Raw genomic sequence first — 23,478 nt, 5'->3', positions numbered from 1 at the left:
CCCGACGGGCAGGGACAAGACCCGCCCACGCCCCACGCGCGGACGGGTCCGCCGACTACTCGACGACGACGAGGAGCGGCGCCGGGGCGAGCGGCTCCGTGGTCGCGGCCCGCTCGGGCGTCACCTCCCCCACGAGGTCGGTCCACCCCCACCCGAGCGACGCCGGCGCACCCACGGTGAGCGCGTCCCACGCCCTGGTGCGCGCAGAGACCGAACCAGCGACGTCCGAGTGCACCACGACCGCCACCGCACCGTCCGTCGTGGTGACCGCCCCCAGGTCCACGACCGACCGAGGCGTCGAGGCGTGCACGACGAGCATCTTCTGCGGCAGCGCCCGGGACCTCACGAACCCCGACAGGTACGAGACCACGTCGTTGATCTCCTCCGCGGGGACCACACCGTCCCGCGCGACGACGCCGCCCGCACGCCGTGCGTCGAGGTCGAGCGATACCCCCACCCCGGGCAGCGCGAGCAGGTCCGCGTATCGCTCCACCTGGTCGACGAACGGCGCACGACCCGGCTGGATCTCGAGCAGCACGTGCTGACCCGCGTCGAGCGCCGCCTGCACCGCGGGACGCACCGCCTCCACCGCGAGCTCGGTCGAGTAGTTCCCGTCCCGGCCTGCGGCTCCGGAGGACTCCGTCACGACGAGCTCGACGGTCGGGACCGTCGCCGTCCGGTCGGCCTCGCCCGAGGCCACCGCGACCTCGACGTACGGCTCCGCGCGCGACGCAGCCTTCTCGACCATCTCCGCGATCCTGCTCGGGCTCGACGGGACCGTGGTCGACGGCAGCACGACGAAACGCTTGCCCGTCGACACCAGCTGGCCGCCACCTGCCAGCTCCACTCCCGTCTCCGCCGCACGCACGCGCGCGGTCAGGTCGTCGACCGTCCCGAACGACTCCCCGATCCCCACGACCGCCAACGCCTTCGCCCTGGCCATGGCCTGGACCGACTCGCTCGTCGCCCGCGGGTCCCCGCCGGCCACCGCGAGCGGGACCACACCCGCGGCCTGGGCCGTCGCGACGGCAGCCGACTGCCCGGGCGCCTCGTCGACGAGCGCCAGGACCTCCGTCAGGAGGCGCGGGACCGCCGTCCTCGGCAGCTGGTCCTGGACGTCGGACAGGTCGCGATCGTCGATCTCCGTGCCGCCGGCGGGGGTCGTGACGAGCGCGCCCGCGTCGAGCGGGACGGCGTCGAGACCGGGGTCGATCGCCTCGACGGCACGCTTCGCGTCTCGCGCGAGGTCCTCGTCCGAGGCCACCGGAACGGCCTCGACGGTCGGCGCCACGGCCGTCGTCCCGTCGGCCCCCGCGGTCTGTGCGCGGTCCGGCGTGACGACCACGGCAGACACCGCCCCGAGCCGTTCGACCTCCTTGGCCAGCCCGCTGTCGGCGATGGCGCCGCCCGTGAGCAGGACGGGCGCGTGCAGGGCGAGCGCCGCGGCGGCCGCGGCGTCCTGCGCCTGGGCGTCGTCGGCGGCGGCCAGGACGACGACCGGTGCGGCCGCGAAGAAGGCCTGGCTCGCGGTGAGCGCGAGCTCCGCAGGGTCGCTCGAACCCAGGACGAGGACCGGCGCGAGGCCGTCCGCCGCGACGGCCCGCAGCTCCCCTGCCGCCGTCGTGCCGCCGTCGTCGTCCACCGCCCCTGGGTCGGCGCACCCTGCGAGGAGGGTTGTCGTCAGCGCGAGCGACGAGGCGACCAGGACGAGTCGGGCCTTCCGTGAATTCACGCCTCTATCATCCCCTACTGCGCGCGCCACGCCGAAGCGTCGGCGCGTCGGCGACCTCGTGGACCTCGGGCGCGTCGGGCGCCCCGCCGCGAACGCCCCGCGGCGTCAGCGGACGGAGCGGTACTGGGCCGTCATGGGGCACTGGAAGGGGTCACGGGCCGCGAGTCCCACCCGGTTCAGGTACCGGACCACGATCCGGTACGAGTCCACGAGGGTCGTCTCGGTGTAGAGGATGCCGCGCTCCGCGCAGAACTCCTTGACGATGGGCCGGACCCTGCGCAACGAGGGCCGGGGCATGCTGGGGAACAGGTGGTGCTCGATCTGGAAGTTCAGCCCGCCCATCGCGACGTCGACCCACCGTCCGCCCGTGATGTTGCGGGACATGAGCACCTGGCGGCGCAGGAAGTCGATCTTCACGTCCGGTGCGACGGTCGGCATGCCCTTGTGGTTCGGGGCGAAGGACGCCCCCATGAGGAACCCGAACAGACCGAGCTGCACCCCGAGGAAGGCGAACGCCATGCCGACGGGCAGGACCAGGAACACCGCGGCGAGATAGCCGCCCAGGCGGAGCGTCACGAACGCGATCTCCACGGCACGGCGCTTGACCGGCCCCCGGCCGAAGATCGTCCTGATCCCGGCGACGTGGAGGTTGAGGCCCTCGAGCAGGAGCAGGGGGAAGAACAGGTAGCCCTGGCGGGCGGCGAACCAGGCGCGCAGCCCGCTCTTGGTCTCGGTGAGCGTCTCCGTCTCCCAGACGAGGACGCCGTTGATCATGTCCGGGTCACCACCACGCGTGTTGGGCTTGGCGTGGTGCCTCGAGTGCTTGTGCTGCCACCACCCGTAGGACAGCCCGCCCAGGAGGTTCGCGACCACGAGGCTCGCCCAGTCGTTCCAGCCGCCCGAGCGGAAGATCTGGCGGTGCGCGGCGTCGTGCCCCAGGAAGGCGGTCTGCGTCAGGAGCACCGCGAGCAGCGCGGCGATGCCCATCTGCCACCAGGACTCGCCGATGAGGACGAACGCGACGCCCGTCGCGACGAGCAGGCCGAGGAGGACGGCGAACTTGGTCCAGTAGTAGCCGTAGCGACGGCGCATGAGGCCGAGGTCCTGGACGGTCCGGGTGAGGGCCGTGAACTCGCTGACCTGGCGTTCGCGGGGGGACTGGGTGCGACCAGGAGCGGTGGCGTCGAGCGTCAAGGGGTGGCCTCTCTGTGGTCGCCGAGGCGGCACCCTGGGGCGCACATCCGACGGGGGTTTCGTCGTGAACGTCACGACAGTACCCCCACAACCTACGCAAGCGTAGGTTTGTCCACGAGCAACTCGTCGGCGCCACGAGACCTTCACATCCGGCCCTCCCGCCGCGAGCCCGACGACGCAGCTCCCGACACGGCGCAGACGGCCGTTGTCCCCGATCACCAGGCGCGACATACCGGGCCGCGATCCCTGCCCGCACCACGAGGAGCGACATGTCCAACCCCGAGCAGAACCCGTCCGGCACGCCCGACCCCTACAGCACCCCGCAGGACCCGGCGGCCGGCCAGGCACCCCAGGCGCCCCAGTACGGCGCACCGGCCGGAGGCGCACCGCAGGCCCCGCAGTACGGCGCCCCCCAGGCCCCCAGTACGGCGCACCGCAGGCCCCCGCGCCCCAGGGCTACGGCGCCGAGGCCCCCGCGACCGACCCCGGCAAGACGCTGGGCATCGTGGGCCTCGTCCTCTCGATCCTCGGCTGCACGTCGCTCATCGGCCTGATCCTCAGCATCGTCGCGCTGAGCAAGTCCAAGAAGGCCGGCTACAAGAACGGCATCGCGCTCGCCGGCATCATCGTGGGTGCCGTGCTCCTCGTGACCTCGATCGTCGTCGGGATCGTCCTCCTCGTCACAGGCGGTGCGGCGGTCACCGACCTCCTCGAGGCCTGCGAGAACGTCTCGTCGGGCGACACCGTCGTCTGGGAGGGCCAGCAGGTCGTCTGCCCGTGACGCACCTCGCCCCCGCCCCGCCCGTGGGCCCCGACCGTTCGCCGGTCGGGCCCCACGGGCGTTCCCGGGCCCTCCCGCCCCCGCGGCGGGCACGAGCCCTCGCGAGCGGACGGTCCGCAGGCACCGTCCGGGATACTGGGGTCGGCCACCGTGCCGCCCGACCACCCCTACCCCGAGGACTCCCGTGACCCACCCCGAGCCCGTCGTCCACAACCCCGGCAGGACGCTCGGCGTCGTCGGGCTCGTGCTGTCCGTCCCGCTCGCCCCCGTCGCCCTGGTCCTCGGGATCGTCGGCCTCGTGCGGTCCCGGCGCGCACGGCTCACCAACTGGTGGGCGGTCGCCGCGATCACGGTCTCGTTCCTCGTGATCGTGGCCGTCGTCATCTGGGCCGCGACCCTCGTGTGGCTCATGGGAGAGTGCGCCGAGCTCGGCCCTGGCGTCCACGAGGTCAACGGCCGCGCGATCGAGTGCGTGCAGCCCTCCGGGTCCTGACTCCTCGCGGGCGGCGTCCTCAGTCGAGCGGCGCCAGGTCCGGGCTCTGCACGCACAGCGCGCCGCGACGGGCACCCTCGCCCAGGGCCTCCGCGACCCCCGCGCCGCTCAGGTGGGCGTCGAGGTAGCCCGCGAAGAACGCGTCACCGGCGCCGTTGGTGTCCACGACCCGCTCGACCGGCACCGCGGGCACGTCGATCCACCCGCCGTCCGCCGTGAGGGCGCTGGCACCGCGCGCACCGTGCGTGCAGACCACGAGCCGGGCACCGGCCGCCACGCGGGCCTCCATGAAGGCCCGGTACCCCGGGAGCCGGTCCGAGCTCAGGAACAGGAACGACGCCGCCTCGACGAACTCGCGGTGGAACTCGGCCTCGCCGTCGTAGTCGTGCACGTCGCACCACACGTCCCTGCCGAGGCGTCGCGCCTCGCGCAGCAGCGGCAGGGCAGGTGCCGCGAGATCGATCACGACGGCCGGGGCAGCCGCCAGCGCGGCGACCGCGGCGTCCCACGTCCGGCCCGGGAGCACGTCTCCCGGCGCCTGGAGGTAGATCGACAACCGCTCCCCCGCGCCGCCCATGAGGTTGAGGTGGCGCTCGGTCCGGCCGTCCGGCGACGGCTCCACGAGGAGCGCGACCCCAGCCTGCCGCAGGACGTCCTCGACACGGGGAGCGACGTCGTCGGACCCCAGGACCGTGCGCAGCACGACGCCGCGTCCCAGGGCGCGCAGGTTCAGGGCCTTGCCCGCGGACGTGCCACCGACCGTCGCCCGGTGCCGCTCGGCGAACAAGGTCTGCGAACGAGGCTCGGGCAGGGCGTCGAGGTAGACGAGCTCGTTCCACGAGGCGGGACCGGCGACGAAGACGGGGGCGGAGGTGTCCATGGGGAGCGACGCTACCCGGGCCGGCGCGCACCGGCGGCCCCGCGAGCGGGCGACCCCGGGAACGACGAAGGCCCGGAACCTTGGAGGTTCCGGGCCTTGTGCCTGGTGGAGCTAGGGGGATTCGAACCCCCGACCTTCTCATTGCGAACGAGACGCGCTACCAACTGCGCCATAGCCCCAGAGCGAGGTCAACATTAGCACCTGATCCGAGTGCTTCGACAATCCGTCGTCCTCGCGGCTCCCCCGCGGGGTGCCTACCCGCCCGAGACGCGCCTGCGGGCCAGGATCTCGTTGAGGTCCAGACCCAGCGTCTCGGTCTTGGGCTTCTTCTCGTCGCCCGCCGGCGGGGAGGCGGGGCGCGCCGTCGCGGGCACGGCGGGAACCGTCGGCACCGTCGGCACGGTCGGCACGGTCGGCACCGCCACCCCGGCTTGCGTCGCCTCGGAGGCAGGACGCGGCGAGGCGAGCGGCGCGACGGGGACGGCCACCTGGACCGGCGGGACGCCGGTCTCGGAGGCCGTGGGCTTCATCGTGTACGTCGGCCGCGGCACCGGCACGGGCTCCCAGGCGCCGCCGGGTTCGCCGTCGGTCGGCCGCGCCGGACGCTCGGGTCTGGCCACGTCGTCGGGCACGGCCTGGACGGGAGCCGCCACCGTCGCGACGACCTCGACCGCACCCGGCTCCTCACGGTCCCGGTCGTCGAACAGCTCGCCGCCGCTCGCGCCGCTCCGGGGGCGCGCTAGGTCGGACTCCTGGTCGACGCGAGCGGTCGAGCCGGTCGAGGGCCGCCGGTCCCGGCCGCGCGCGGCCCCACGTTCGAGGTCGGCGGGCGTGACGCGCGGGATCATCTGCGTGTTCGTCTGCGAGGGCCGGACGGCGTGGCCGGTCACGCGCGACGGGTGGACGTTGCGGGGCGCCACGGGGCTGCCCTGGACGGGCCCCCGCGAGGCGCGTGCGGCGTTCCGGGCGGCCGCGCGTCGGTCCGCGAGCCACACCGTGTCGGCCCTGCGCGCGGCGAGCGCCGCCTGGCGTCCCAGGACGAGGACCAGGACGAGCGCCGCCGTCGGGCCTGCTGCGACGTACCAGGACACGAGGCCGAACCCGACGGCGACCCACGCGCCCGCGGTCGCGAGCAGCAGCAGGATCGTCAGGACCAGCCGACGCCGTGCGGCCTTGGCGCGGCGCTCGAGCAGCGCGATGCGTGACGGCGAGGGCTTCTTGCGCTCCGGGAACGGGTCGTCGAACCCGCCCTCGGCGCGGCGCCCCGGCGGGATGGACGGGCGCGGGTCTCCCGCACGGACGTCGGCATTCATGGTCTGCGGCCCCTCCTTCGACGGCGGCCGGTGGCCGGTGCTGCCCCCGGCCGTGACCTGCTGGACTTCTCGCGGTGCGCTCGCGCCGACGTCGGAGACCCGGAGCACGAGCCCGACGTCCGGCTCCGTGGCGACAGCCGGCCCCAGGAGCAGGGAACGGCCCTCGGCAGAGGCCAGGTGACCGCGCGCGTCGCCGCGCTCACGTCGCCCCGACGACACGCCCAGGACCCGGAGCGAGCCGGAGAACCTGTCCTCCACCCGGGAGTCCAGGAACTGCTGACGCTGCTTGACGCGGTGCGGCACGTAGTAGGCGAACCAGAGCACGAACAGGGCGAGGACTGCCACGCCTGCCGAGCCCGTCGTCGATTCCACATGCCGACCGTAGGCGAGCGGCCAGGTGCGCACCCGGACGCCGGACGGCGTGTCGGTCCTTTTCCCCGACCGGACCATGCACTATGGGGTCTCGCGGCGCCGCTCCTGCCACCGCGTCAGGAGCCCGTCGGGGACCTCCTCGGTCGTGATCGCGAACGTCCGGTGGTCGCACCACGCGCCCTGGATGTGGAGGTAGCGCTCGCGCACGCCCTCGTCCCGCAGGCCCAGCTTCTCGACGACGCGCAGGCTCGGACCGTTCTCGGGGCGGATGTTGATCTCGATGCGGTGCAGCCCGAGGACCTGGAAGCAGTAGTCGACCGACATCGCGACCGCGGTGGGGATCACGCCCCGGCCCGCGACGTGCTCGCCCACCCAGTACCCGATGCTCGCGGAGCACAGCGACCCGTAGGTGATGCTCGACACCGTGAGCTGGCCGACGAGCTCGCCGTCGAGCTCGACCGCGAACGGCAGGGTCGTGCCGGCGCGCGCCTGCGCCGAGAGGATGCGCACGTACTCGCCGAACGTGGGCGGTCCCCCTCCGGTGCCGGGGGTCGGGGAGGTCGCCTCCCAGCGTTCGAGCCACGAGGCGTTGCGGGCGCGCAGCGTCATCCAGGCGTGCCCGTCCTTGCGGCGCAGGGGCCGCAGCACCACGCTGCCGTCGGTCGCGTCCTCGCGCAGCGTCACCGGCCAGGGTTTCGACATGCTCCAGGTGCGCGCGAGCTTGTTGGTCATGATTCCCGTGCCCATCGATCGTCCGTCCTCGGCTGCAGAGCCCGAGACGTCGTGCCTTCGAGCACCAGGATCACCGAAGTGAGGCCTGGTGGACAGGGTGTATCACGACCTGGTCGGTCGGCACCAGCAGGGAGGCCGAACCGGTACGGCGGTCCAGCGAGCAGGCCCGGCCGCCCGGCACACCACCGTCCCCGCCGCCGCCCCTCGCGCGCTCCGCGATCCGGACCTTTCCGTCCGACGACGGCACGCCGGACACTTCTTGCCCGAACCTTTGCGACAATAGGCGCATGAGTGGCCCGGTTCAGCCCTATCCCTTGCATGGAAGCATCGAACCCGAGGACGCGAAGGAGATCCTCCGAAAAGCCATCCGCACCGCCCGATCCGCCCGCACCGAACGCCGCCGCGACGAAGCGGCCCAGGCGATCGCCGACGTGATCGAGACCATCCCCGAGGTCCTGTCCGCGCGGTGCGTCGCGACGTACGCGGCCCGCCCCACGGAGCCCGGCACCACGGCGATGCTCGAACGACTCTCGGCACGCGGGGTCCGCGTGCTGCTGCCGGTCCTCGGCGCCGGCCTCCAGCGCGACTGGGCCGAGTTCGACGGCGCGCACGACCTCCAGGTCCGCGCTCCCGGACGCCCCCCGGAGCCGAGCGGTCCTGCCCTCGGTGCCGCGGCCCTCGCCGACGCCGACGTCGTCATCGCCCCGGCACTCGCGGTCGACTCGAACGGCGTCCGCCTGGGGCAGGGCGGCGGCTGGTACGACCGCGCGCTGGAGCACGTGCGGCCCGGCACCAAGGTCATCGCGGTGGTGTTCCCCGAGGAGGTCTACGACGCGAGCGACCGCCCGCTGCCCCTCGAGAAGCACGACCGCACGGTCGACGCGGTCGCGACCCCCCTCGGATGGCGCTGGATCGGGCAGGACTGACCCGCTCCCCGACCCGCTGGAACAGCACGAAGGGGCCCGCCCGGCAGATGCCCGGGCGGGCCCCTTCGTCGCGCTCACCGGTCCCCTCGAGGGCGGGACGGGCGGACGGGGTGCGTGGCGTGGGCGGGCCGGGGGGGCCCCCCCCCCCCCCCCCGCGCGCGTCAGGGGACGAGCGTCAGCTCGTCCTTGGCCGCCTCCTGGACCGCCCCGGCCGTGAACGGCCACGCGTACGTCTCGCCCGCGGCCCAGGTGCCGAGCTGGTCCTCGTAGTGCTTCGACGCGGGGTGCCCCGAGGTGCCCGTGACCGTGACCCAGGTGGAGGCGTCCAGGTCGTCGAGGTCGACGACCATGCGCATCGACGGCCCGGACGTGACCTCGAAGCTCCCCGACGACGCGTCCCACGAGGTCGCGTTGACGATCGACGAGCCGCCCGGCATGGACACCGTCCGAGGGTTCATGTACGAGCGGACGAATCCCGGGACGGCGTCGTTGTCGAGGACCACGTGGCCGAGGGACAGGGTGTGCAGCTTGCCCCACTCCCAGTCGGTCGTCTTCTTCGACAGCTCGGTCGTGAGGTCCAGGCGGGCCGAGGTGATCGCGCGGTTGAGGACCTCGTCGCGGGTCTCGACGACGCTCACGGTCTGCCGGTCGTCCCAGAAGGCGTTGGTCTCGTCCTCGAGCATGTTCTGCACGACGGCCAGCCAGCGGCTGCCGCCCGCGGGGCGGATCGACTCCGGCAGGTCGTCCCAGAACGTGATCTCCAGCAGGTTGCGCCAGACCGCCGCGAAGTAGGCCGCGGCCGCCGAGTCCTTGTCCATGTGCTGGTCCCAGTCGGCGAGGAGCTCCTGGCCCTCGGCCGCGAAGTCGTTGCGGACGCCCTTGCTGTTCTCGATGTCCTGCTCGAGCAGCGGGATCACCAGCGCGGCGGCGTACGGGCTCCAGTCGTCGTTCTGGATTGTGTTCATGGTCTCGACGTCGACCTTGCGGCCCGAGTCGATCTCCTCCTGGAGGAGGGCGCGGATGCGCTGCGAGCGGTAGCCGTAGTCCCAGTCCGTCGTGAGGAACGGGGTGGTCCCTGCGGGGAGCACGGCCTGGTTCGCCGCGACGACGAACCCCTCCTCAGGGTCGACCACGCCGGGCATCTGCGCGTCGGGCACCCAGCCGGTCCAGTCGTACCGCGCGTCCCAGCCCGGTCGTGGCCACGTCCCGTCGGACGGCACCGGGCCCTCGATGCTCGCCCGGACGGGGATGCGGCCCGGAGCCTGGTACCCGATGTGCCCGTCCGTGGTCGCGAACACGATGTTCTGCGCGGGGACCTCGAAGAGCGCCGCCGCGTCCTTCATGTCCTGCGCGTCGGTCGCGAGGTTGAACGCGAAGACCGCGTCGGCGGTGTGACCGGGCTCGAGCGCGGTCCACTGGAGCGAGACCTCGTAGTCCCCCAGCGGCGTGCCCTCGGTCGGGGACTGCGCGACCTTGTCCATGGGGAGCACGGTCGAGACGATCGGGCCGTGGACCGTCGAGCTGATGTCGAGCTCGACGTCCTCGCCGCCGTTGACCTTGATGGTCTCGGTGCGGGTCTCGAGGGGCACCCAGTCGTCGCCCCGCAGGTAGGTGTCGTCACGCACGCGCTCGATGAAGAAGTCGGTGACGTCCGCCCCCATGTTCGTCAGTCCCCAGGCCAGGTCGGCGTTGTGGCCGATGATGACGCCCGGGAAGCCGGCGAACGAGAAGCCCGAGACGTCGAACCCGCACGCGGGACCGACCTCGTTGCAGTGCAGCCCCACCTGGGCCCAGACGCTGGGCGCCTGGAGCGAGAGGTGGGGGTCGTTGGCCAGCAGCGGCTTGCCGCTCGTGGTGTGCTCCCCCGAGACCACCCACGAGTTGGAGCCGGTGCCCTCGCCCCGGCCGACGAGCACGGGCACCGCGGCGAGCGCCTCGTCGGCGGCCGCGACGGCCGTCTGGAGCTCGCTGCCCGCGAGGGTCGGCAGGTATGCGGTCTGCTCGGCGTCATCGATCTCGATCCCGACGGGCTCGCTCGTGGTCGGCACCTCCGCCGGGTCGAGGATGGGCCGGTTGGCCTCGGTGGGGTACGTCGGGAAGAGGGTCCCCACCCGGGCCACGTCCTGCGCGACGGCGGCCGGGTCCGCGGTGCCGCTCGGGGCACCCGCGAGGCCCCCGTACGCGATCGCGCGCTCGAGCTCGTCGTCGTAGTTGCCGCGCAGGTCCCAGGCCATGGCCTTGAGCCACGCGAGCGAGTCGATGGGGTCCCACGGCTCGGGGGCCGGCACCGAGACGCTCGTGCCGAGCACGGTGTACTCGAGCGCGATCTCGCTCGGGTCGCGGTCCTCGATGTAGGCGTTGACGCCGTCCGCGTACGCCTGGAGGTAGGCCTTGGTCTCCGGGGCGAGGATCTTCCACTCCTCCTCCGCGACCAGGCGCCAGCCGAACGTGCGCGTGACCTTGTCGGCGTCGATCGCGACCTTGCTGTCGCCGACGAGCTCCGCGAGGCGGCCTGCGGTCACGTGGCGCCGGTAGTCCATCTCGAAGAAGCGGTCCTGCGCCTGGACGTAGCCCTGGGCGCGGAACAGGTCCTCGGGGGTGTCGGCGTAGATCTGGGGAACGCCCTGCGCGTCGCGGAGCACGCTGACCTCCGCGTCGAGGCCCGGCAGGGTGAGGTTCCCGTCCGTCTGCGGGAGCGGTCGGCGCACGGTCGCGACGGCGAACACCGACACGGCGACCAGCAGCAGGACCACGAGCGCGGAGATCGCGATCATGGCCCGGCGGGCACGAGAACCTCCCCGTCGGGCAGCAGGGACGGGCGGCGAGGGGTCGCCGTGGACTCCGGCGGGGACATCAGCAGACACGGTGCGAGACTACCCCGGGCAGGCCAGGCGTATGATTAGCACTCAGTAGCCCCGAGTGCTAGTCCGGCCCTGCCCAGCGACAGGCACCGGACGCCGCGGACCAGGCTCGCGCCCGGCCCGTGACGACCGCACTCCACCCGCGACCTCTTGAGGAGAGACCGTGCCCACCTACGCGTACACGTGCACTGCCTGCGGCCACGCCTTCGACATCCACCAGGCGTTCACCGACGATGCTCTGACCGTGTGCCCCGAGTGCGGCGGCCGCCTGCGCAAGGTCTTCTCGTCGGTCGGCGTGACCTTCAAGGGCTCGGGCTTCTACCGCACCGACTCCCGCTCCTCGAAGTCGTCGAGCACGGGCTCCACCACGTCCTCGACCCCGTCGAAGTCCTCGGACGCGGGCGGGTCGTCGACCTCGGGCTCGACGTCCTCGGGCTCGTCGTCCTCGGGCTCGTCGTCGAGCGGCGGGTCCACGAGCAGCGGCTCGTCCGGCTCGTCGACGCCCTCCGCGAGCTGACACTCCCCCGGGCCGTGCACAGGTAGCCGGTCCCGCACCTCGTCCACAGGCCGCCGGCCCGCTCGTCCGGAGGCCCGCACCGGTCGCCTAGCGTCGGCGCATGCCCTCGCCGTCGCCGTCCGCCCTCCCGTCGGGCCGCCGCCCGTCCGCAGCCCGACGGCGCCTGCGCGCCCTCCTGTGGCGCTCGCGCCTCGTGGTGCTCGCCCTGGGCTGCGGGCTGGCAGCCGCCGTCGTGGTCGACCGCCTGAGCCCGCCGCCGCTCGCGACGCGTCCCGTCGTCGTCACGGCACGCGAGGTCGAGGCCGGCACCGCGCTGACCACGAGCGACGTCGCGGTCGTGCAGGTCGCGGTCTCCCTCGCCCCCGAGACGTCGCTGACCCGGGCGAGCGACGCCGTCGGGCGGTCCACGTCCGTCGCGCTGCCACGCGGGCTGACCCTCACCCCGTCCCTCGTCGCCGCGGGCGACCTCGCCACCGCGGCCCCCGCCGGGACGGTCGTGACGCCCGTCCGCCTCACCGACCCCTCGGTCGCCGCCCTGCTGCACCCGGGCGACCGCGTCGACCTGCTCGCCGTCACCGGGAGCTCCGCGGGACCCGGCGTCGGCACCCACCTCGCACGACGGGCCCTCGTGCTCGGAGGAGCTCCCACCGAGCCCGCACCCGGGGGGCTGCTGGGCGGCGGCACCACCGAGGGAGGCATCACCCTCGTCGCCGTGCTCCCCGAGGAGGCCGCGGCCCTCGCAGGGGTCGGCGAGTGGGGCGGGCTGTCCGTCGTCCTGGTGCCCTGACGGTGCGGCCCCACCCCGGGGGCATGGCAGGATCACCTCCAGCCCCGCCGGCCCGGCACGTGTCCTGACCTGGGCGCACGCACCGGTCGGCCCGTCCTGACAGGAACCCCGGATGAAGAACGTGCTCAACGGATTCAAGAACTTCGTGCTCCGCGGCAACGCGATCGACCTGGCGGTCGGGATCGTGATCGGCACGGCCTTCACGCTCGTCGTCACCTCGATCGTCTCGGGCCTGATCAACCCCCTCGTCGCGGCGATCTTCGGCCAGAAGGACCTGTCCGAGGTCGGGAACTTCACGATCAACGGCGCCGACTTCAGCGTCGGCCTCGTCCTCGACTCCGTGTTCAAGTTCCTGTGCGTCGCGGCCGCGCTCTACTTCCTCATCGTGCTGCCCATGAACCACCTCGCCGCACGGCGCAAGAAGGGCGTCGAGGACGAGCCCAAGGCCCCCGCCGAGGACGTCCTGGTCCTGCAGGAGATCCGCGACCTGCTCGCCGCCCAGAACGCACGGGCAGCAGGCGCGTCCGCACCGGTCGCCGCAGGTCAGGCAGAGGGCGCCGGCCGGCTCGGGGGCCCCGGCAGCCGCTGACCCGCTGCCGCCCGGCGCCCGGCCGGGGTGGGCGTGCGGCGAGCCAAGGACGCTGCCGTTCTCCGCACACCCGCCGGCCCGGGCGGGCCGCACGAGACGCCTCGCGACGCCCGCGGCTCTCACGAGGCGCCGGTCTCGGGTGGCATCAGTCTCAGGTGGCGTCCGGCCTCACGACCAGTGGGGCGGGACGTCGCGCAGGAGCTCGGCGTCATGGTTGTCGGCCGCCGCCCCCGGGCGCACGTCGCCCCAGGCCGCGGCGTCGTCGTCGGACCCCAGGCCCGCGACGCCCGCCTGCTCCGTCCCCGGACGCACGACCCGGCGCGAGCGGCGCCGCGGCGCGGGCGCACCCGCCCCGGGTGCGGGGTCGTCGGTGGGCGTGATCGGGTCGGCGGGGCACATGCCCCCATTCTCTCAGGGGGCACCGGTCCCGTGGCGCCCGCAGCGGCACCGGGACCCCGTGGGGCCCCGGCCGCGCGGGGCTGCGGCGGCCCGCCAGGGGCCGCGCGCACGCGTCAGTCGGTCCCGAACTCGTCGTCCGCGACCGTCGGCACGACGACGATGCGGTCGGCTCCCCCGGTCTGCGCGATCCCGCCCAGCTCCGGCAGGCGCGCGTCGCGCACCGACTGGACGACTCGGCGGATGCGCTCGGCCTCCTTGGCGGGGTCGAGGAACGCCGCGGCCGACCACACCTGCGCGACGACCCAGCCCGTGCGCTCGAGGCGTTCCGCGAGCTGACGGTCCCGGACGCGGACGCTGGCCTCGGCGACGTACGCGTCGTCGTCGGTCAGGACCGCGACCAGGAGCTCGCCCGGGATGTCCGGGTGCCCGACGACGAGCGGGATCCGGTCCCCGCCCACCACGCCGTAGTCGGTCTCGACCGCGAGCCCGGCACGCCACAGACGCTCGGCCAGGTCGATCACGAGCCGGTCGGGGTTCCCTCCGACGTCGACCCCGTTGCCCAGCGTCACCTGGTCGGCACGGCCGTTGCGCTGCTCGGCGAGGTCCAGGACCTCCGCGAGGAGCTTCGCGCCGCGCCCGCGCAACCGCTCGGGGTCCAGGTCGGACGCCGTGAAGCACGTGACGACGCGCAGCCGGCGCCGGGTCGAGCCCAGCGTGTCGAGGAGCATCGCGTCCCCGCCCGGCGCGTTGAGGACGCCGAAGCGGTGCAGCACGCGGCCGTGCGGGGTGCGCCCGTAGCCGACCGACAGGACGATCGCGTCCCGGGAGAGACCCGCGACGCTCGACAGCTCGGCGACCACGACGGGCTCGGTGCGCGCGCCGGAGAAGAAGACGGCCAGGGCAGGGTTCTGCCGGACCTCGCCGAGCAGCGCGTCCCGGATCCGGTCGGCGTGCAGCGAGCTCACGGTCACGATCGCGAGGGACTCCTCGGGCCGCGTCATGGCGTGCTCGATCGCGACCTCGACGACCCGGTCGACCTCTGCCTGCGTGCTCTCGACCGCGCCCGAGGCAGGGTCCGGCATGCCGGCGCCGTCCACCAGGTCGAGGTGGACGAGCGGCTCGGCCCGGGGCAGCGGGCTGGGGCGCAGGACCCCCTCGTAGCCGTGGGCGGCGAGGAAGGCCGTGAGGTACGGGTCGCGGCGGGTCCCGCCCGCGGACAGCGCGACCGTCGGCAGGATCGCCGCGAGCTCGCCCACGGTCGAGCCCGAGGCGGCCCGCGGGTCGCCGAACACGACGACCTGACGGCCGCGGGCGAGCGACGACAGGACCAGCTCGACCGGGATGTGCTGCACGGCGTCGAGGATGACGAGGTCCACGGTGCGCGCAGCGGTGAACAGGTGCGGCACCAGGGTCGGGGACGCGACGGTGCACGGCCGCAGCCGTCGCAGGACCTCGGGGTAGCGCTCGTGGGCGTCCCGCAGGCTCGTCATGCGTCCTTCGAGCAGCTCCGTGAACAGGGCTTCGGCCTCAGGACGCTGGTCCCTCATCGCACCGCCGAGGTGCTCGCGGACGGCGACCCGCACCGGGGCGGACAGGGCCGCGACGTGCGTGCGGTCGAGGTCGCGGAACCGGCGGGCGAGCGCTTCGAGGCCCGCGCCGTCCTGTCCGGCGAGCGCCGGGTCCTGCGCCAGGATCTGCTCGAAGACCGAGCTCCACCAGGCGAGGTCGAGCTCGGGCCCCACGAGGTCCGCGTCGACGCGACGGGCCGACAGGTCGTCGAGCAGGTCGCCGAGGCCCTCCTCGCGCAGCGTGCGGAGGGCAGCGGTCCTCGCGGGCAGGTTCTCGAGCGAGTCCTGCTCCTCGCCGAGGCTCGCGAGGCGCACGGCCAGCTCGGTGAGGGGCAGGTCGAGCAGGTCCGACCCGACGGGGGTCGTGGCGAGCACGGGGTCGAGGGCCTCGAGGTCGATCCGCACGGCCTCGTACGTGTCCTCGATCGCGGCGAGCCCCTCGGGGAGCGTCGGCCACCCGCCCCGCGGGCACTGGGCCTGCCACACGGCGCGCTGCTCCTGGACCTGGACGAGGGCCGCGTGCAGGTCGGCGACCCGGACCCCGGGGCGGAGCATGTCCTTGGCCTGCCGGCGCAGGCGGCGGCGGTGCGCCCAGCCCATGTCGATGCCGTTCTCGGCCCGCCACTCGCGCGAACCGGTGGCCTCGACGAGGTCGGTCGCGGTGCGCTCGAAGATCATGGGCTGGAACGCGTCGAGGGTGCCGCGCATGCCGCCGAGCATGCGGAGCTGGTCGCCCCACTGGCGCACGGACGTCGCGGGGGTCAGGCCCGTGGTGGTCGCGACCGAGAGCACCTGCTCGCGGAGCTGGGGCAAGGTCTGGGTGGACAGCCGTCCGACCCGGACCAGGGCGTCCTGGGCGGCCTCGGCGCTCGTGATGTCGGCGCCGAACCACGGGGTCGACGTGGACCGGAGGGTGAACGCCCCGACCTCGGCGGCGCGCACGAGGCGCGCCGTGAGCTCGGCCCGACGCTCGGTGCCGATCCGGACCGTGACCTCGGGTCCCAGCCGGACCGTCGTGCCGGGGGCCGGCCGCTGCGCGGTGAGCCGGGCGAGCGCCTGCAGGGCCGCGTAGGCGGACACGCCCCAGGGCTCACGCACGAGGTGCAGGGACTCGATGTAGCCGGAGAGCTGGGCACGCGCGCCCAGGAGGCCGTCGCGGACCCGGGCGACGGCGTCGGTGTCGATCGCCTCGCCCTCGGCGGCCATGGCGCCGAGCAGGCGGTGGGAGGCCGTGGTGCGCCAGGTGGGCTCCGGGGCGATGTCGAGCAGCAGGCCGTCGAGCCCGAGCTCGTCGAGCCGGGTCGTGAGCGTGTCCGCGGCCCGGCGGTGGCCCGGCACGTAGAGGATGCTGCGGCCGCTCGCGGCGGCCTCCGCCACGACGGCCGCGATGGTGCCCGCGGTGTCGGCCCCGGGGGGAGCGTCGACGAACAGGTGGCTGCCCGTCGCGAGGGCGTCGATGACGTGGCGCTGCGCCGGGTCGAGGTCGCCGACGCCGCGTTCCTGGGTGGGGTCCGCGTCGCCGACGCGCGGGGCCGGGAGCTCGCGCTCGAGAGCGGCCGCAGCCTCCTCCGATCCGGCGAGGGCCGCGACGACCTCGTGCCGATCGAGTCCCGGGGCCAGCTCGTCGAGGTCGTCGACGAGGACCTGGCCGGGGTGGACGAACGTCCCGACGAGGACCCGGTGCGTCAGCTCGAAGTCCCCGAGGACGGCCTTGCCCACGGCCGTGATGCGGGCCAGGGCGTCCGAGGGGTCGAAGCCCGCGGGCGTGAACGCGCTGCGCGCGAGCGTCACGGGGTCGATCAGCCCGCCGTGGGCGCGCAGGGTGCGGGCGAGGACCGGGTTGATCTCGACGGTCGGCTCGAGGGTCAGGTCGTAGTCGGTCTCGCTGTCGCCGCGGGGCGTGAGCGTCAGGGGGCGCAGCAGGACGGGCGCGCGCACGGTCCGCGGCAGGGCGGGTTCGGCGTCAGGCCCTTCAGCGCCGTCGTCCTGCCCGACGGCGCCGCTCGCCCGGGTGCCCGGGGCGGCGGGCCGCGCGGGCTCGGACAGGTCCGGCTCGCCGGTCGTCGGGCCCGCCGGCAGTCCCGTGGCGCCGTCGATGGTCCGGCTGTACGTCGTCCCGGCGACGTGCGCGAGCGCGGCGACGTCGTCGGTCGCGAGGCGTGAGGGCTCCCCCTCGGTCCAGGTCGTGACACCGATCGCCAGGTAGGTCGGCGCGACGCCGTAGCGCTGGGCGTGCTCCTGCGAACGGACCACCACGGCGCGCGCGCGCCGACGTGCGGCCGGCAGGGAGGCGCCCTCGCGGAAGAGGTTGGACAGGCGGGTCGGGCGTCCTGCGAAGAGCTGGGCGACCCCTGAGGGGTGCGCCGCGGTGAGGTCGACGACGGCGTCCCCCAGCAGCCCGATGTCGGCGAGGGAGGAACCGCCCGCGAGCTCGACGAGCGAGGCACGCCAGGACCGGACGGCGTCCTCGACGAGCTCGGCCGTGGTCGGCGGCTCGACGAGCGCGGGCTTCGCGAGCACCGTGGCCCCCTCGGCGCTCGGGGCCGCACCTCGAACGGCGCTGTCGTGCGCGTTCTGGTCGGTGAGCGGCCGAGCGGGATCGGCCACGTGCTCGTGGGCAGATGGGTTGCGGGCGGCTGCGTTCACTCTCGCACGCTAACCGTCCCGTCCGCCGGAACGGGTACCGGCACGCCGTGGGCGGCGACTTCACGTCACGGCCGACGACGGCGGTCCCGCACGGGGTGGTGATCTGAGGAGAGAACCGGCTCCGGTGCGTCCGCTGCGCAACGTTGCGCCGGGGCAGGGCCGAGAAGATGTGAGGACGGTGCGCACCGCGCAGGGGGCAGGCGATACGCACCGTCAGAGATGATTCTGCAAGGTCTTTCGCAGTTCGTCAAATGGGTCCGCGCACGATGTGATCACGCGGAGATGGACGACCGTCCAGGACGGTGTGACCGATTCTTCGTGGACGCCCGGTCGGTCGCCCGGGCGCTCCGGGACGAGGGCCGTCCGGGCGCGTGCCGCGCGACGGCCCCGACGCACCACGGCCACACCTCGGCGAGGTGCGGCCGTGAGGTGGGCGGCGCCGTCGGGCGTGGAGGCTCCCCTGCCCGGGCGAGCCGGTCAGCCGAAGAGCTTGGGCCCGTGCTTGAGCAGGACCGCCGCGATCATCAGGACGACCCACGTCGCGGTGAGGAACACGTCCGCGTCCGACCGCACGAAGGACAGCGCACGCTCCTGCGCCCTCGCGGGCAGGTACAGGTTGTCCTCCAGGATGTTCCAGTGCAGCAGCGTCATGAAGACGAGCGTCGTCGAGAGCGTGACGAGCAGGCACCAGGGGCACAGGGCGCCGATCACGAACATCGACTGGTAGAAGAGCCAGTACGCGAAGATCAGGCCCAGCGTGTAGACGACCTGCGCCGAGAACATGAACCAGCGCGGGAACCGCACGCCCCCGAGGCTCGCGACCGCGATCGTGATGACCACCGGCTCGGCGATCAGACCGAGGAACGCGTTGGGGAAGCCGAAGAGCGACGACTGCCACGCCACGCCCACGGCCCCGCAGGACAGGACCTCGTTGACGTTGCACGAGAGCTCCGCGGCAGGGTTCGCCGCGAGGAGGACCGCGTCGTAGGACAGGACGAACGAGGCCGTGAGGCTGATGAGCGCGGAGACCAGCATGGTGCCGAACACCCACTGCCTGCTGTGCCGGAACCCCTTGATGCTCGACGGGTCGGTCGTCGTGTCGTCGTGCAGAACGTCGCTCATGCGTGAGGCCCTTCCGGCGATGGCCCCCGGCCATCCCCGGGAGCGTCTCCAGCCTAGGTGCGCGGCGCTCCCTGCACGTGCGGGTGCGGCGTCTCGCGGACGGGTCGCGATCAGCAGGTGGACCAGGTCGCGTCGAATGCGGGGCAGAACGCCGCGCTCCCCGTCGGCAGGCCTTTTGAGGGGACGCGCAGGGAATACCCGGTGACGCCATTCTTGAAATACCTCCGAGCACATGCCGTCAATGTTCGCCACCACCTTGCCGACCGGTCGGGCGGCGGCATTCATTCCGCGCGGGACGGGACGGGCGCCAGCGGGTCGGCGACGGCCCCGTGGGTGACGGCCGAGGGTTCGCGGCGTGACCTGGCCGGACACCGCTGCGGGCAGGCCCGGGAACCGGTCCCGCCCGCCGCCGGAATCCTGCGAGAGGCCCGCACCGGCTCGTTCTCCCGCGCGGGTCCACGGAGCCGACATTCGGTTCGATCTTCAACTACCTGAGTGCCGCCGCGCGGGGCCCCGGACCGCCCTTTCCGCGCACCGCGCCCGCAGACCTCCGAACGACCGCGGAGAAAATCCTCCAGCCGCGATCAGCAGTCGCGACGACCCCCGGGGACGTCCCCGGTCGGGGCGGCCCGCCGCGCACCTGCGCTCACGCCGGTGTAGACCGGGAACCAGGGCGCGCACCGCGCCCACCGGCAGCAGAGGAGTCCCCATGCCGTTCGGGTACCTCGTCCCCGTGCTCCTCGTCGCGTGCTGCACCTCGGCCTCCCTCGCGCCGGCACGCCGGTCCCCACGCCTGGGCCGCCTGTCCTTCCGCATGAGCGTCCTCGCCAACGAGCAGCCCTTCGCGCTCCTGCTCGTCCTGGTCGCGATCACGGCGCTCGCGCTCGGCGACGGGGACCTGGGCACGGTCGGCGGCCGCGCCGCCCTCGGCCTGGCCGCCCTGACCGCGGCCGGTCTGGCACTGGTGTCCCGTCGCGGCCTGCGGGCAGCACCCGCGCTCGACGAGGCGCTCGTTGACGGGCTCCGCACCGGACCCGGCAGGGTCACCAACCGAGGGCTGCCCTGGGCCCGGATCCTCCTCGCCCCGTTCGCGATCCGCCGGCACGACGTCGCCCGCGTGCGCGACCTGCCCTACGCCGACGGAACCCGCCAGCACCGGCTCGACGTCTACCACCCCCGGGTGCGCCCCGCCGACGGCCCCACCCTCGTCTACTTCCACGGCGGCGGGTACGTCAGCGGGCGCAAGGAGCTCGAGGCCCGTGCGATGCTCTCGCGGCTCGCGAGCCACGGCTGGGTGTGCGTGAGCGCGAACTACGGACTGCGCCCGACGACGAACTTCCCCGGCCACCTGGTCGACGCCAAGCAGGTGCTGGCCTGGGTCCAGGACCACGGCGCCCGCTACGGCGCAGACCCCGCGCGCGTCGTCGTCGCAGGCAGCTCCGCGGGCGCGCACCTCGCGGCGCTCGCCGCCCTCACCCCCGGCGACCCGCGGTTCCAGCCCGGGTTCGAGGACACCGACACCTCCGTCGTCGGGGCCGTGTGCCTCTACGGGTACTTCGGCGAGTACTACGGCAGCGGCCGAGACCGCGACGTGGAGTCCGCACCGGGCGACTACCTGCGCCCCGACGCCCCACCGTTCCTCGTGGTGCACGGCGACCAGGACACCATGGTCCCCGTCGAGGGGGCGCGGCGGTTCGCGGCGCGGTTGCGCGAGGCCTCGGGCCGACCCGTCGTGTACGCCGAGCTGCCCGGCGCGCAGCACGGGTTCGACCTGTTCCACTCGATGCGGTTCGACGCCGTGGTCACCGCGGTCGAGGAGTTCGCGGAGCGGGTCGTCGTGGCACGGCACCGGGCACCGGAGGCGTCGAGTGCGTGTGAGGTGTCGAAAGCGCGTGAGGTGTCGAGGGCGCGGGGCGAGCGGCGCGACGAGAGGTAGACCGTCAGTGCCCTGGCATGTCGCGGGGAGGTACTGGTGCGCCTGGCCAGATTCGAACTGGCGACACCCGCTTTAGGAGGGCCGGCATAGAGCGGGCGTCTTCGCAGGTCAACCCAGGTCCGCTATAGCGGCGGGGGAGGTCTGGGGGAGGTCCAGAAACCCTTCAGGTTGCCCCAGTTCGGCATGGTCTGACCGGTTTTTGCGCAGGGCGAAAGTCCTGAACAGTATCAAGCACCCGTAAACGGCGAACCATCACGGAACAGCATGTTCGGCATGTGTCCGCAAACGACATCCAGCACCCCCGCGAGACACCCGCTGTCGTGGAGCGGGCGCCTAGGAGTCACCTCTGCCGGGGACAAGGCGCGCTAAGGATCGGGACCTCGCCTGCCGACGAGTAGAGCATGGCCAAGAACAAGGCAGCCCCCGCGCGCCGCACCCTGTCCCTGTCCCTGCTCACTGCGGTTGCACTGCTGCTGTCCCCGGTCCTTGCCTCACCAGCCACAGCGGCACCGTCCGCCGCCTCCTGGGCGTGCTCTCTCAGCGGGTGGGGGTGCTTGGCGTTCTCCGGGTACGACGGGACCTCCACGTGGGGGTACCCGGTGAACAACGGCAGCAACTGCACCAACTACGCGGCCTACCGGCTAGCATCCAACGGTGTGCCCAACCCGGGGAACCTTGGTAACGCTGGTGACTGGGACACCAACGCCCTGGCGAAAGGCAAGGGGTTCACGGTCGACTCCACCCCTGCACCCGGTGCCATCGCCCAGTGGAACCAGTATGAGAAGGGGGTGAGCAGCGCAGGGCATGTCGCGTATGTCGACTATGTCGAGGGTGACCAGGTGTGGCTGTCCGAGTCCAACTGGTCCGGCCCGTCGAAGCTCCGGGTCGCGAACAAGAGCGAGGTCGGCAGGTTCATCCACTTCAAAGACCTGGGATCGTCGTCGGTCGAGAATCGCTGGGTGGCGTTCCAGGCCAACACCGGTGACCTCCACGTCACCGACGGCTCCACGACCTGGAACCTGCGCCAGGGCATGGCCGCAGGGACCAGCCCGTCCATCACCGCACTCGGCGGCGGGTACCGGGCGGCGTTCCAGGCCAACACCGGTGACCTCCACGTCACCGACGGCTCCACGACCTGGAACCCGCACCAGGGCATGGCCGCAGGGACCAGCCCTTCGATCACAACCCTGGGCGCGGCTACCGGGTGGCATTCCAGGCCAACACCGGAGAGCTCCATCTGTCTACAGACGGGGCGACGACCAACACACGACAGGGCATGAAGCCTGGGAGCAGACTCTGAGCCGTCCCCGGGTACGTCCTCGGGACCTGCTGGCTGGACAACCTGCTCCTCCCCCAGTCGTGCAAGCACGCCGAACTGATCTCAGAACGCGGACCAGAATCGGCTCAGACTGGGCGACCCATGCGAAGAACATGGGGCATGATGCGGTTCATGGCAGAACTGCGTCCAGAAGAGGTCTGGGCCAAGGCATGCATCGAGGCAGCTCTCGGAGGTGTCACCGCCCAGCCGCACGACGACGGCAGCAAGAACGCGATGCACGACCTGAACCTCATAAGGGGTGGTGTCGTGTCGTGTTCGGTGCGTGCGAGGTCACCGCCGCAGCCGACCAGAAGGCCATCGAGACCTGGAACGTCGCAAACGGCGATCAGGAGCCGTGGATCGAGGACGGACTGGCCGGTGGCTGCCTGCTCACCCTCCGCCCCGGGTGCAGCATCAAGACCCTGCGGAAGGAAGCACCAGGGCTGCTGCGCCGTCTCGAGAACGACCCCCACGACACGGACGCGACGGAAAGGTGAAGCGCCCTGGGTCTGATGGAGGCTCGCGCTATTTGATTCCGACCAGCAGATTGCGGTCGTTGGGGACAGCATAGAACGCGTTCTCGAACTCGGCGGGCGGGATGTCGCCGAGGTAGCCGTGGAGTCGCTGCGTGTTGTGCCAGTGCACCCAGCCGAGCGTCGCGAGTTCGAGGTCCTCGACGGTTCTCCAGGGGCCTGATCGTGCGGGTCCGCGGACGAGTTCGGTCTTGTAGTAGCCGTTCACGGTCTCGGCGAGGGCGTTGTCGTAGCTGTCGCCGACGGTGCCGATCGACGGTGTGGCGCCGATCTCCGCCAATCGTTCGCCGTAACGAATCGATGTGAATTGACTACCCGCGTCGCTGTGACACCGCAGATCGTCGTGGTGGGCGCCACGGGACCAGCGGGCCATCTCGATGGCGTCGAGGACCATCTCGGTGCGCATGTGCGACGCGACCCGCCAGCCCACGATCATCCGGGAGAACACGTCGATGATGAAACACACGTAGGCGACACCAGCCCACGTGGGCACGAACGTCAGGTCCATCACCCAGAGCCGGTTCGGGGCGGTCGCGGTGAACTCCTGCTTGACCAGATCCGGGTGCCTGGCCGACGTTGGATCCGGACGCGTGGTCTTGACGCGCTTTGAGCCTGGATCCGCCGAGCCGGTTTCTGGAGCGGATTGAGCGGTGCTCGTGGATGGCCTGACTGTCGGTGCTGACGGGGGGGCGCGCGGTACCTGCCGGTCTGCCCGGCTTTTCCACTTTCGGTCCCTTCTCGTCGGGACAGGGCTTGCTGGTCAGGTGGCGGCTGTCAGT

General features: G+C 72.9%; 18 protein-coding genes, 2 tRNA genes and 1 pseudogene. 9 read left to right on the top strand and 12 right to left on the bottom strand.

The genetic code is table 11. From position 1 onward, the window contains the following. Nucleotides 1-55 precede the first annotated feature (55 nt). Together NHG27_RS16660 and NHG27_RS16655 are read right to left on the bottom strand one after the other, a co-directional pair. Nucleotides 56-1,732, bottom strand: coding sequence for a hypothetical protein (locus NHG27_RS16660; RefSeq protein ID WP_497017034.1), 1,677 nt, complete (start codon nucleotides 1,730-1,732; stop codon nucleotides 56-58). 105 nt (nucleotides 1,733-1,837) lie between these two features. Further along, complete coding sequence (locus tag NHG27_RS16655) at nucleotides 1,838-2,926, bottom strand: fatty acid desaturase family protein (RefSeq protein ID WP_497017033.1); 1,089 nt, start codon at nucleotides 2,924-2,926, stop codon at nucleotides 1,838-1,840. Between the two features lie 505 nt (nucleotides 2,927-3,431). Between NHG27_RS16655 and NHG27_RS16650 the strand changes: the two genes are divergently transcribed. Together NHG27_RS16650 and NHG27_RS16645 are read left to right on the top strand one after the other, a co-directional pair. Beyond that, nucleotides 3,432-3,707, top strand: coding sequence for a hypothetical protein (locus tag NHG27_RS16650; protein WP_497017032.1), 276 nt, complete (start codon nucleotides 3,432-3,434; stop codon nucleotides 3,705-3,707). Between the two features lie 184 nt (nucleotides 3,708-3,891). Then, a complete protein-coding gene (locus tag NHG27_RS16645; protein ID WP_497017031.1) occupies nucleotides 3,892-4,200 on the top strand; it encodes a hypothetical protein in 309 nt (102 codons plus the stop codon). A gap of 19 nt (nucleotides 4,201-4,219) precedes the next feature. Here NHG27_RS16645 and NHG27_RS16640 read toward each other — a convergent pair whose 3' ends face one another. The 4 genes from NHG27_RS16640 to NHG27_RS16625 form a co-directional block, all read right to left on the bottom strand. Further along, entirely contained in the window at nucleotides 4,220-5,080 is an 861-nt protein-coding gene (locus NHG27_RS16640) for a carbohydrate kinase family protein (RefSeq protein WP_193719009.1), read from the bottom strand. A gap of 103 nt (nucleotides 5,081-5,183) precedes the next feature. After that, nucleotides 5,184-5,259: transfer RNA gene (locus NHG27_RS16635), tRNA-Ala, on the bottom strand. A gap of 75 nt (nucleotides 5,260-5,334) precedes the next feature. Then, nucleotides 5,335-6,765: a SepX/GlpR family protein gene (locus NHG27_RS16630; RefSeq protein WP_497017030.1), complete on the bottom strand. Its 1,431-nt coding sequence runs from the start codon at nucleotides 6,763-6,765 to the stop codon at nucleotides 5,335-5,337. 81 nt (nucleotides 6,766-6,846) lie between these two features. Next, nucleotides 6,847-7,467, bottom strand: coding sequence for a GNAT family N-acetyltransferase (locus tag NHG27_RS16625; protein WP_193719037.1), 621 nt, complete (start codon nucleotides 7,465-7,467; stop codon nucleotides 6,847-6,849). 317 nt (nucleotides 7,468-7,784) lie between these two features. On the opposite strand from NHG27_RS16625, the gene NHG27_RS16620 reads away from it, so the two are divergent. Next, complete coding sequence (locus NHG27_RS16620; RefSeq protein WP_497017029.1) at nucleotides 7,785-8,423, top strand: 5-formyltetrahydrofolate cyclo-ligase; 639 nt, start codon at nucleotides 7,785-7,787, stop codon at nucleotides 8,421-8,423. A gap of 161 nt (nucleotides 8,424-8,584) precedes the next feature. On the opposite strand, the gene NHG27_RS16615 is transcribed toward NHG27_RS16620, so the two are convergent. Then, nucleotides 8,585-11,197 carry a penicillin acylase family protein gene (locus NHG27_RS16615; RefSeq protein WP_497017040.1) on the bottom strand — a complete coding sequence of 871 codons (2,613 nt, stop codon included), beginning with the start codon at nucleotides 11,195-11,197 and terminating at the stop codon, nucleotides 8,585-8,587. Between the two features lie 250 nt (nucleotides 11,198-11,447). On the opposite strand from NHG27_RS16615, the gene NHG27_RS16610 reads away from it, so the two are divergent. The 3 genes from NHG27_RS16610 (at nucleotide 11,448) to mscL (ending at nucleotide 13,177) form a co-directional block, all read left to right on the top strand. Then, complete coding sequence (locus NHG27_RS16610; RefSeq protein ID WP_193720708.1) at nucleotides 11,448-11,801, top strand: FmdB family zinc ribbon protein; 354 nt, start codon at nucleotides 11,448-11,450, stop codon at nucleotides 11,799-11,801. A 100-nt stretch (nucleotides 11,802-11,901) separates the two neighbouring features. Next, a complete protein-coding gene (locus NHG27_RS16605) occupies nucleotides 11,902-12,588 on the top strand; it encodes an SAF domain-containing protein (protein WP_497017028.1) in 687 nt (228 codons plus the stop codon). Between the two features lie 112 nt (nucleotides 12,589-12,700). Further along, nucleotides 12,701-13,177 (top strand): large conductance mechanosensitive channel protein MscL, encoded by a 477-nt coding sequence (mscL, locus tag NHG27_RS16600; protein WP_497017027.1) that lies wholly within the window; start codon nucleotides 12,701-12,703, stop codon nucleotides 13,175-13,177. A 168-nt stretch (nucleotides 13,178-13,345) separates the two neighbouring features. Here the strand turns inward: mscL and NHG27_RS16595 are convergent, their stop codons facing one another. The 3 genes from NHG27_RS16595 to NHG27_RS16585 all read right to left on the bottom strand — a co-directional run bounded on the left by NHG27_RS16595 (nucleotide 13,346) and on the right by NHG27_RS16585 (nucleotide 18,912). After that, the gene (locus tag NHG27_RS16595) at nucleotides 13,346-13,576 is read right to left on the bottom strand and encodes a hypothetical protein (protein ID WP_193720711.1); all 231 of its coding nucleotides are present in this window, start codon (nucleotides 13,574-13,576) and stop codon (nucleotides 13,346-13,348) included. Nucleotides 13,577-13,689: 113 nt separating this feature from the next. Beyond that, complete coding sequence (locus tag NHG27_RS16590; RefSeq protein WP_497017026.1) at nucleotides 13,690-17,790, bottom strand: PDDEXK-like endonuclease domain-containing protein; 4,101 nt, start codon at nucleotides 17,788-17,790, stop codon at nucleotides 13,690-13,692. A 477-nt stretch (nucleotides 17,791-18,267) separates the two neighbouring features. Further along, nucleotides 18,268-18,912 carry a vitamin K epoxide reductase family protein gene (locus NHG27_RS16585; RefSeq protein ID WP_193720712.1) on the bottom strand — a complete coding sequence of 215 codons (645 nt, stop codon included), beginning with the start codon at nucleotides 18,910-18,912 and terminating at the stop codon, nucleotides 18,268-18,270. A gap of 709 nt (nucleotides 18,913-19,621) precedes the next feature. Here NHG27_RS16585 and NHG27_RS16580 point away from each other — a divergent pair. Continuing rightward, the gene (locus NHG27_RS16580) at nucleotides 19,622-20,848 is read left to right on the top strand and encodes an alpha/beta hydrolase (protein ID WP_497017025.1); all 1,227 of its coding nucleotides are present in this window, start codon (nucleotides 19,622-19,624) and stop codon (nucleotides 20,846-20,848) included. Nucleotides 20,849-20,882: 34 nt separating this feature from the next. Here the strand turns inward: NHG27_RS16580 and NHG27_RS16575 are convergent. After that, a tRNA-OTHER gene (locus NHG27_RS16575) sits at nucleotides 20,883-20,971 on the bottom strand. 278 nt (nucleotides 20,972-21,249) lie between these two features. On the opposite strand from NHG27_RS16575, the gene NHG27_RS16570 reads away from it, so the two are divergent. Together NHG27_RS16570 and NHG27_RS16565 are read left to right on the top strand one after the other, a co-directional pair. Beyond that, nucleotides 21,250-22,128: a CHAP domain-containing protein gene (locus tag NHG27_RS16570; RefSeq protein WP_497017024.1), complete on the top strand. Its 879-nt coding sequence runs from the start codon at nucleotides 21,250-21,252 to the stop codon at nucleotides 22,126-22,128. Nucleotides 22,129-22,438: 310 nt separating this feature from the next. Further along, nucleotides 22,439-22,663 (top strand): hypothetical protein, encoded by a 225-nt coding sequence (locus NHG27_RS16565; protein WP_497017023.1) that lies wholly within the window; start codon nucleotides 22,439-22,441, stop codon nucleotides 22,661-22,663. Nucleotides 22,664-22,691: 28 nt separating this feature from the next. On the opposite strand, the pseudogene NHG27_RS16560 reads toward NHG27_RS16565, so the two are convergent. Next, nucleotides 22,692-23,309, bottom strand: a pseudogene (locus NHG27_RS16560) (IS3 family transposase); the annotation flags it as partial. Between the last annotated feature and the right edge of the window lie 169 nt (nucleotides 23,310-23,478).

It is taken from the genome of Oerskovia sp. 140933, assembly GCF_059651515.1.
This window is presented reverse-complemented; position numbering and strand designations above follow the sequence as displayed.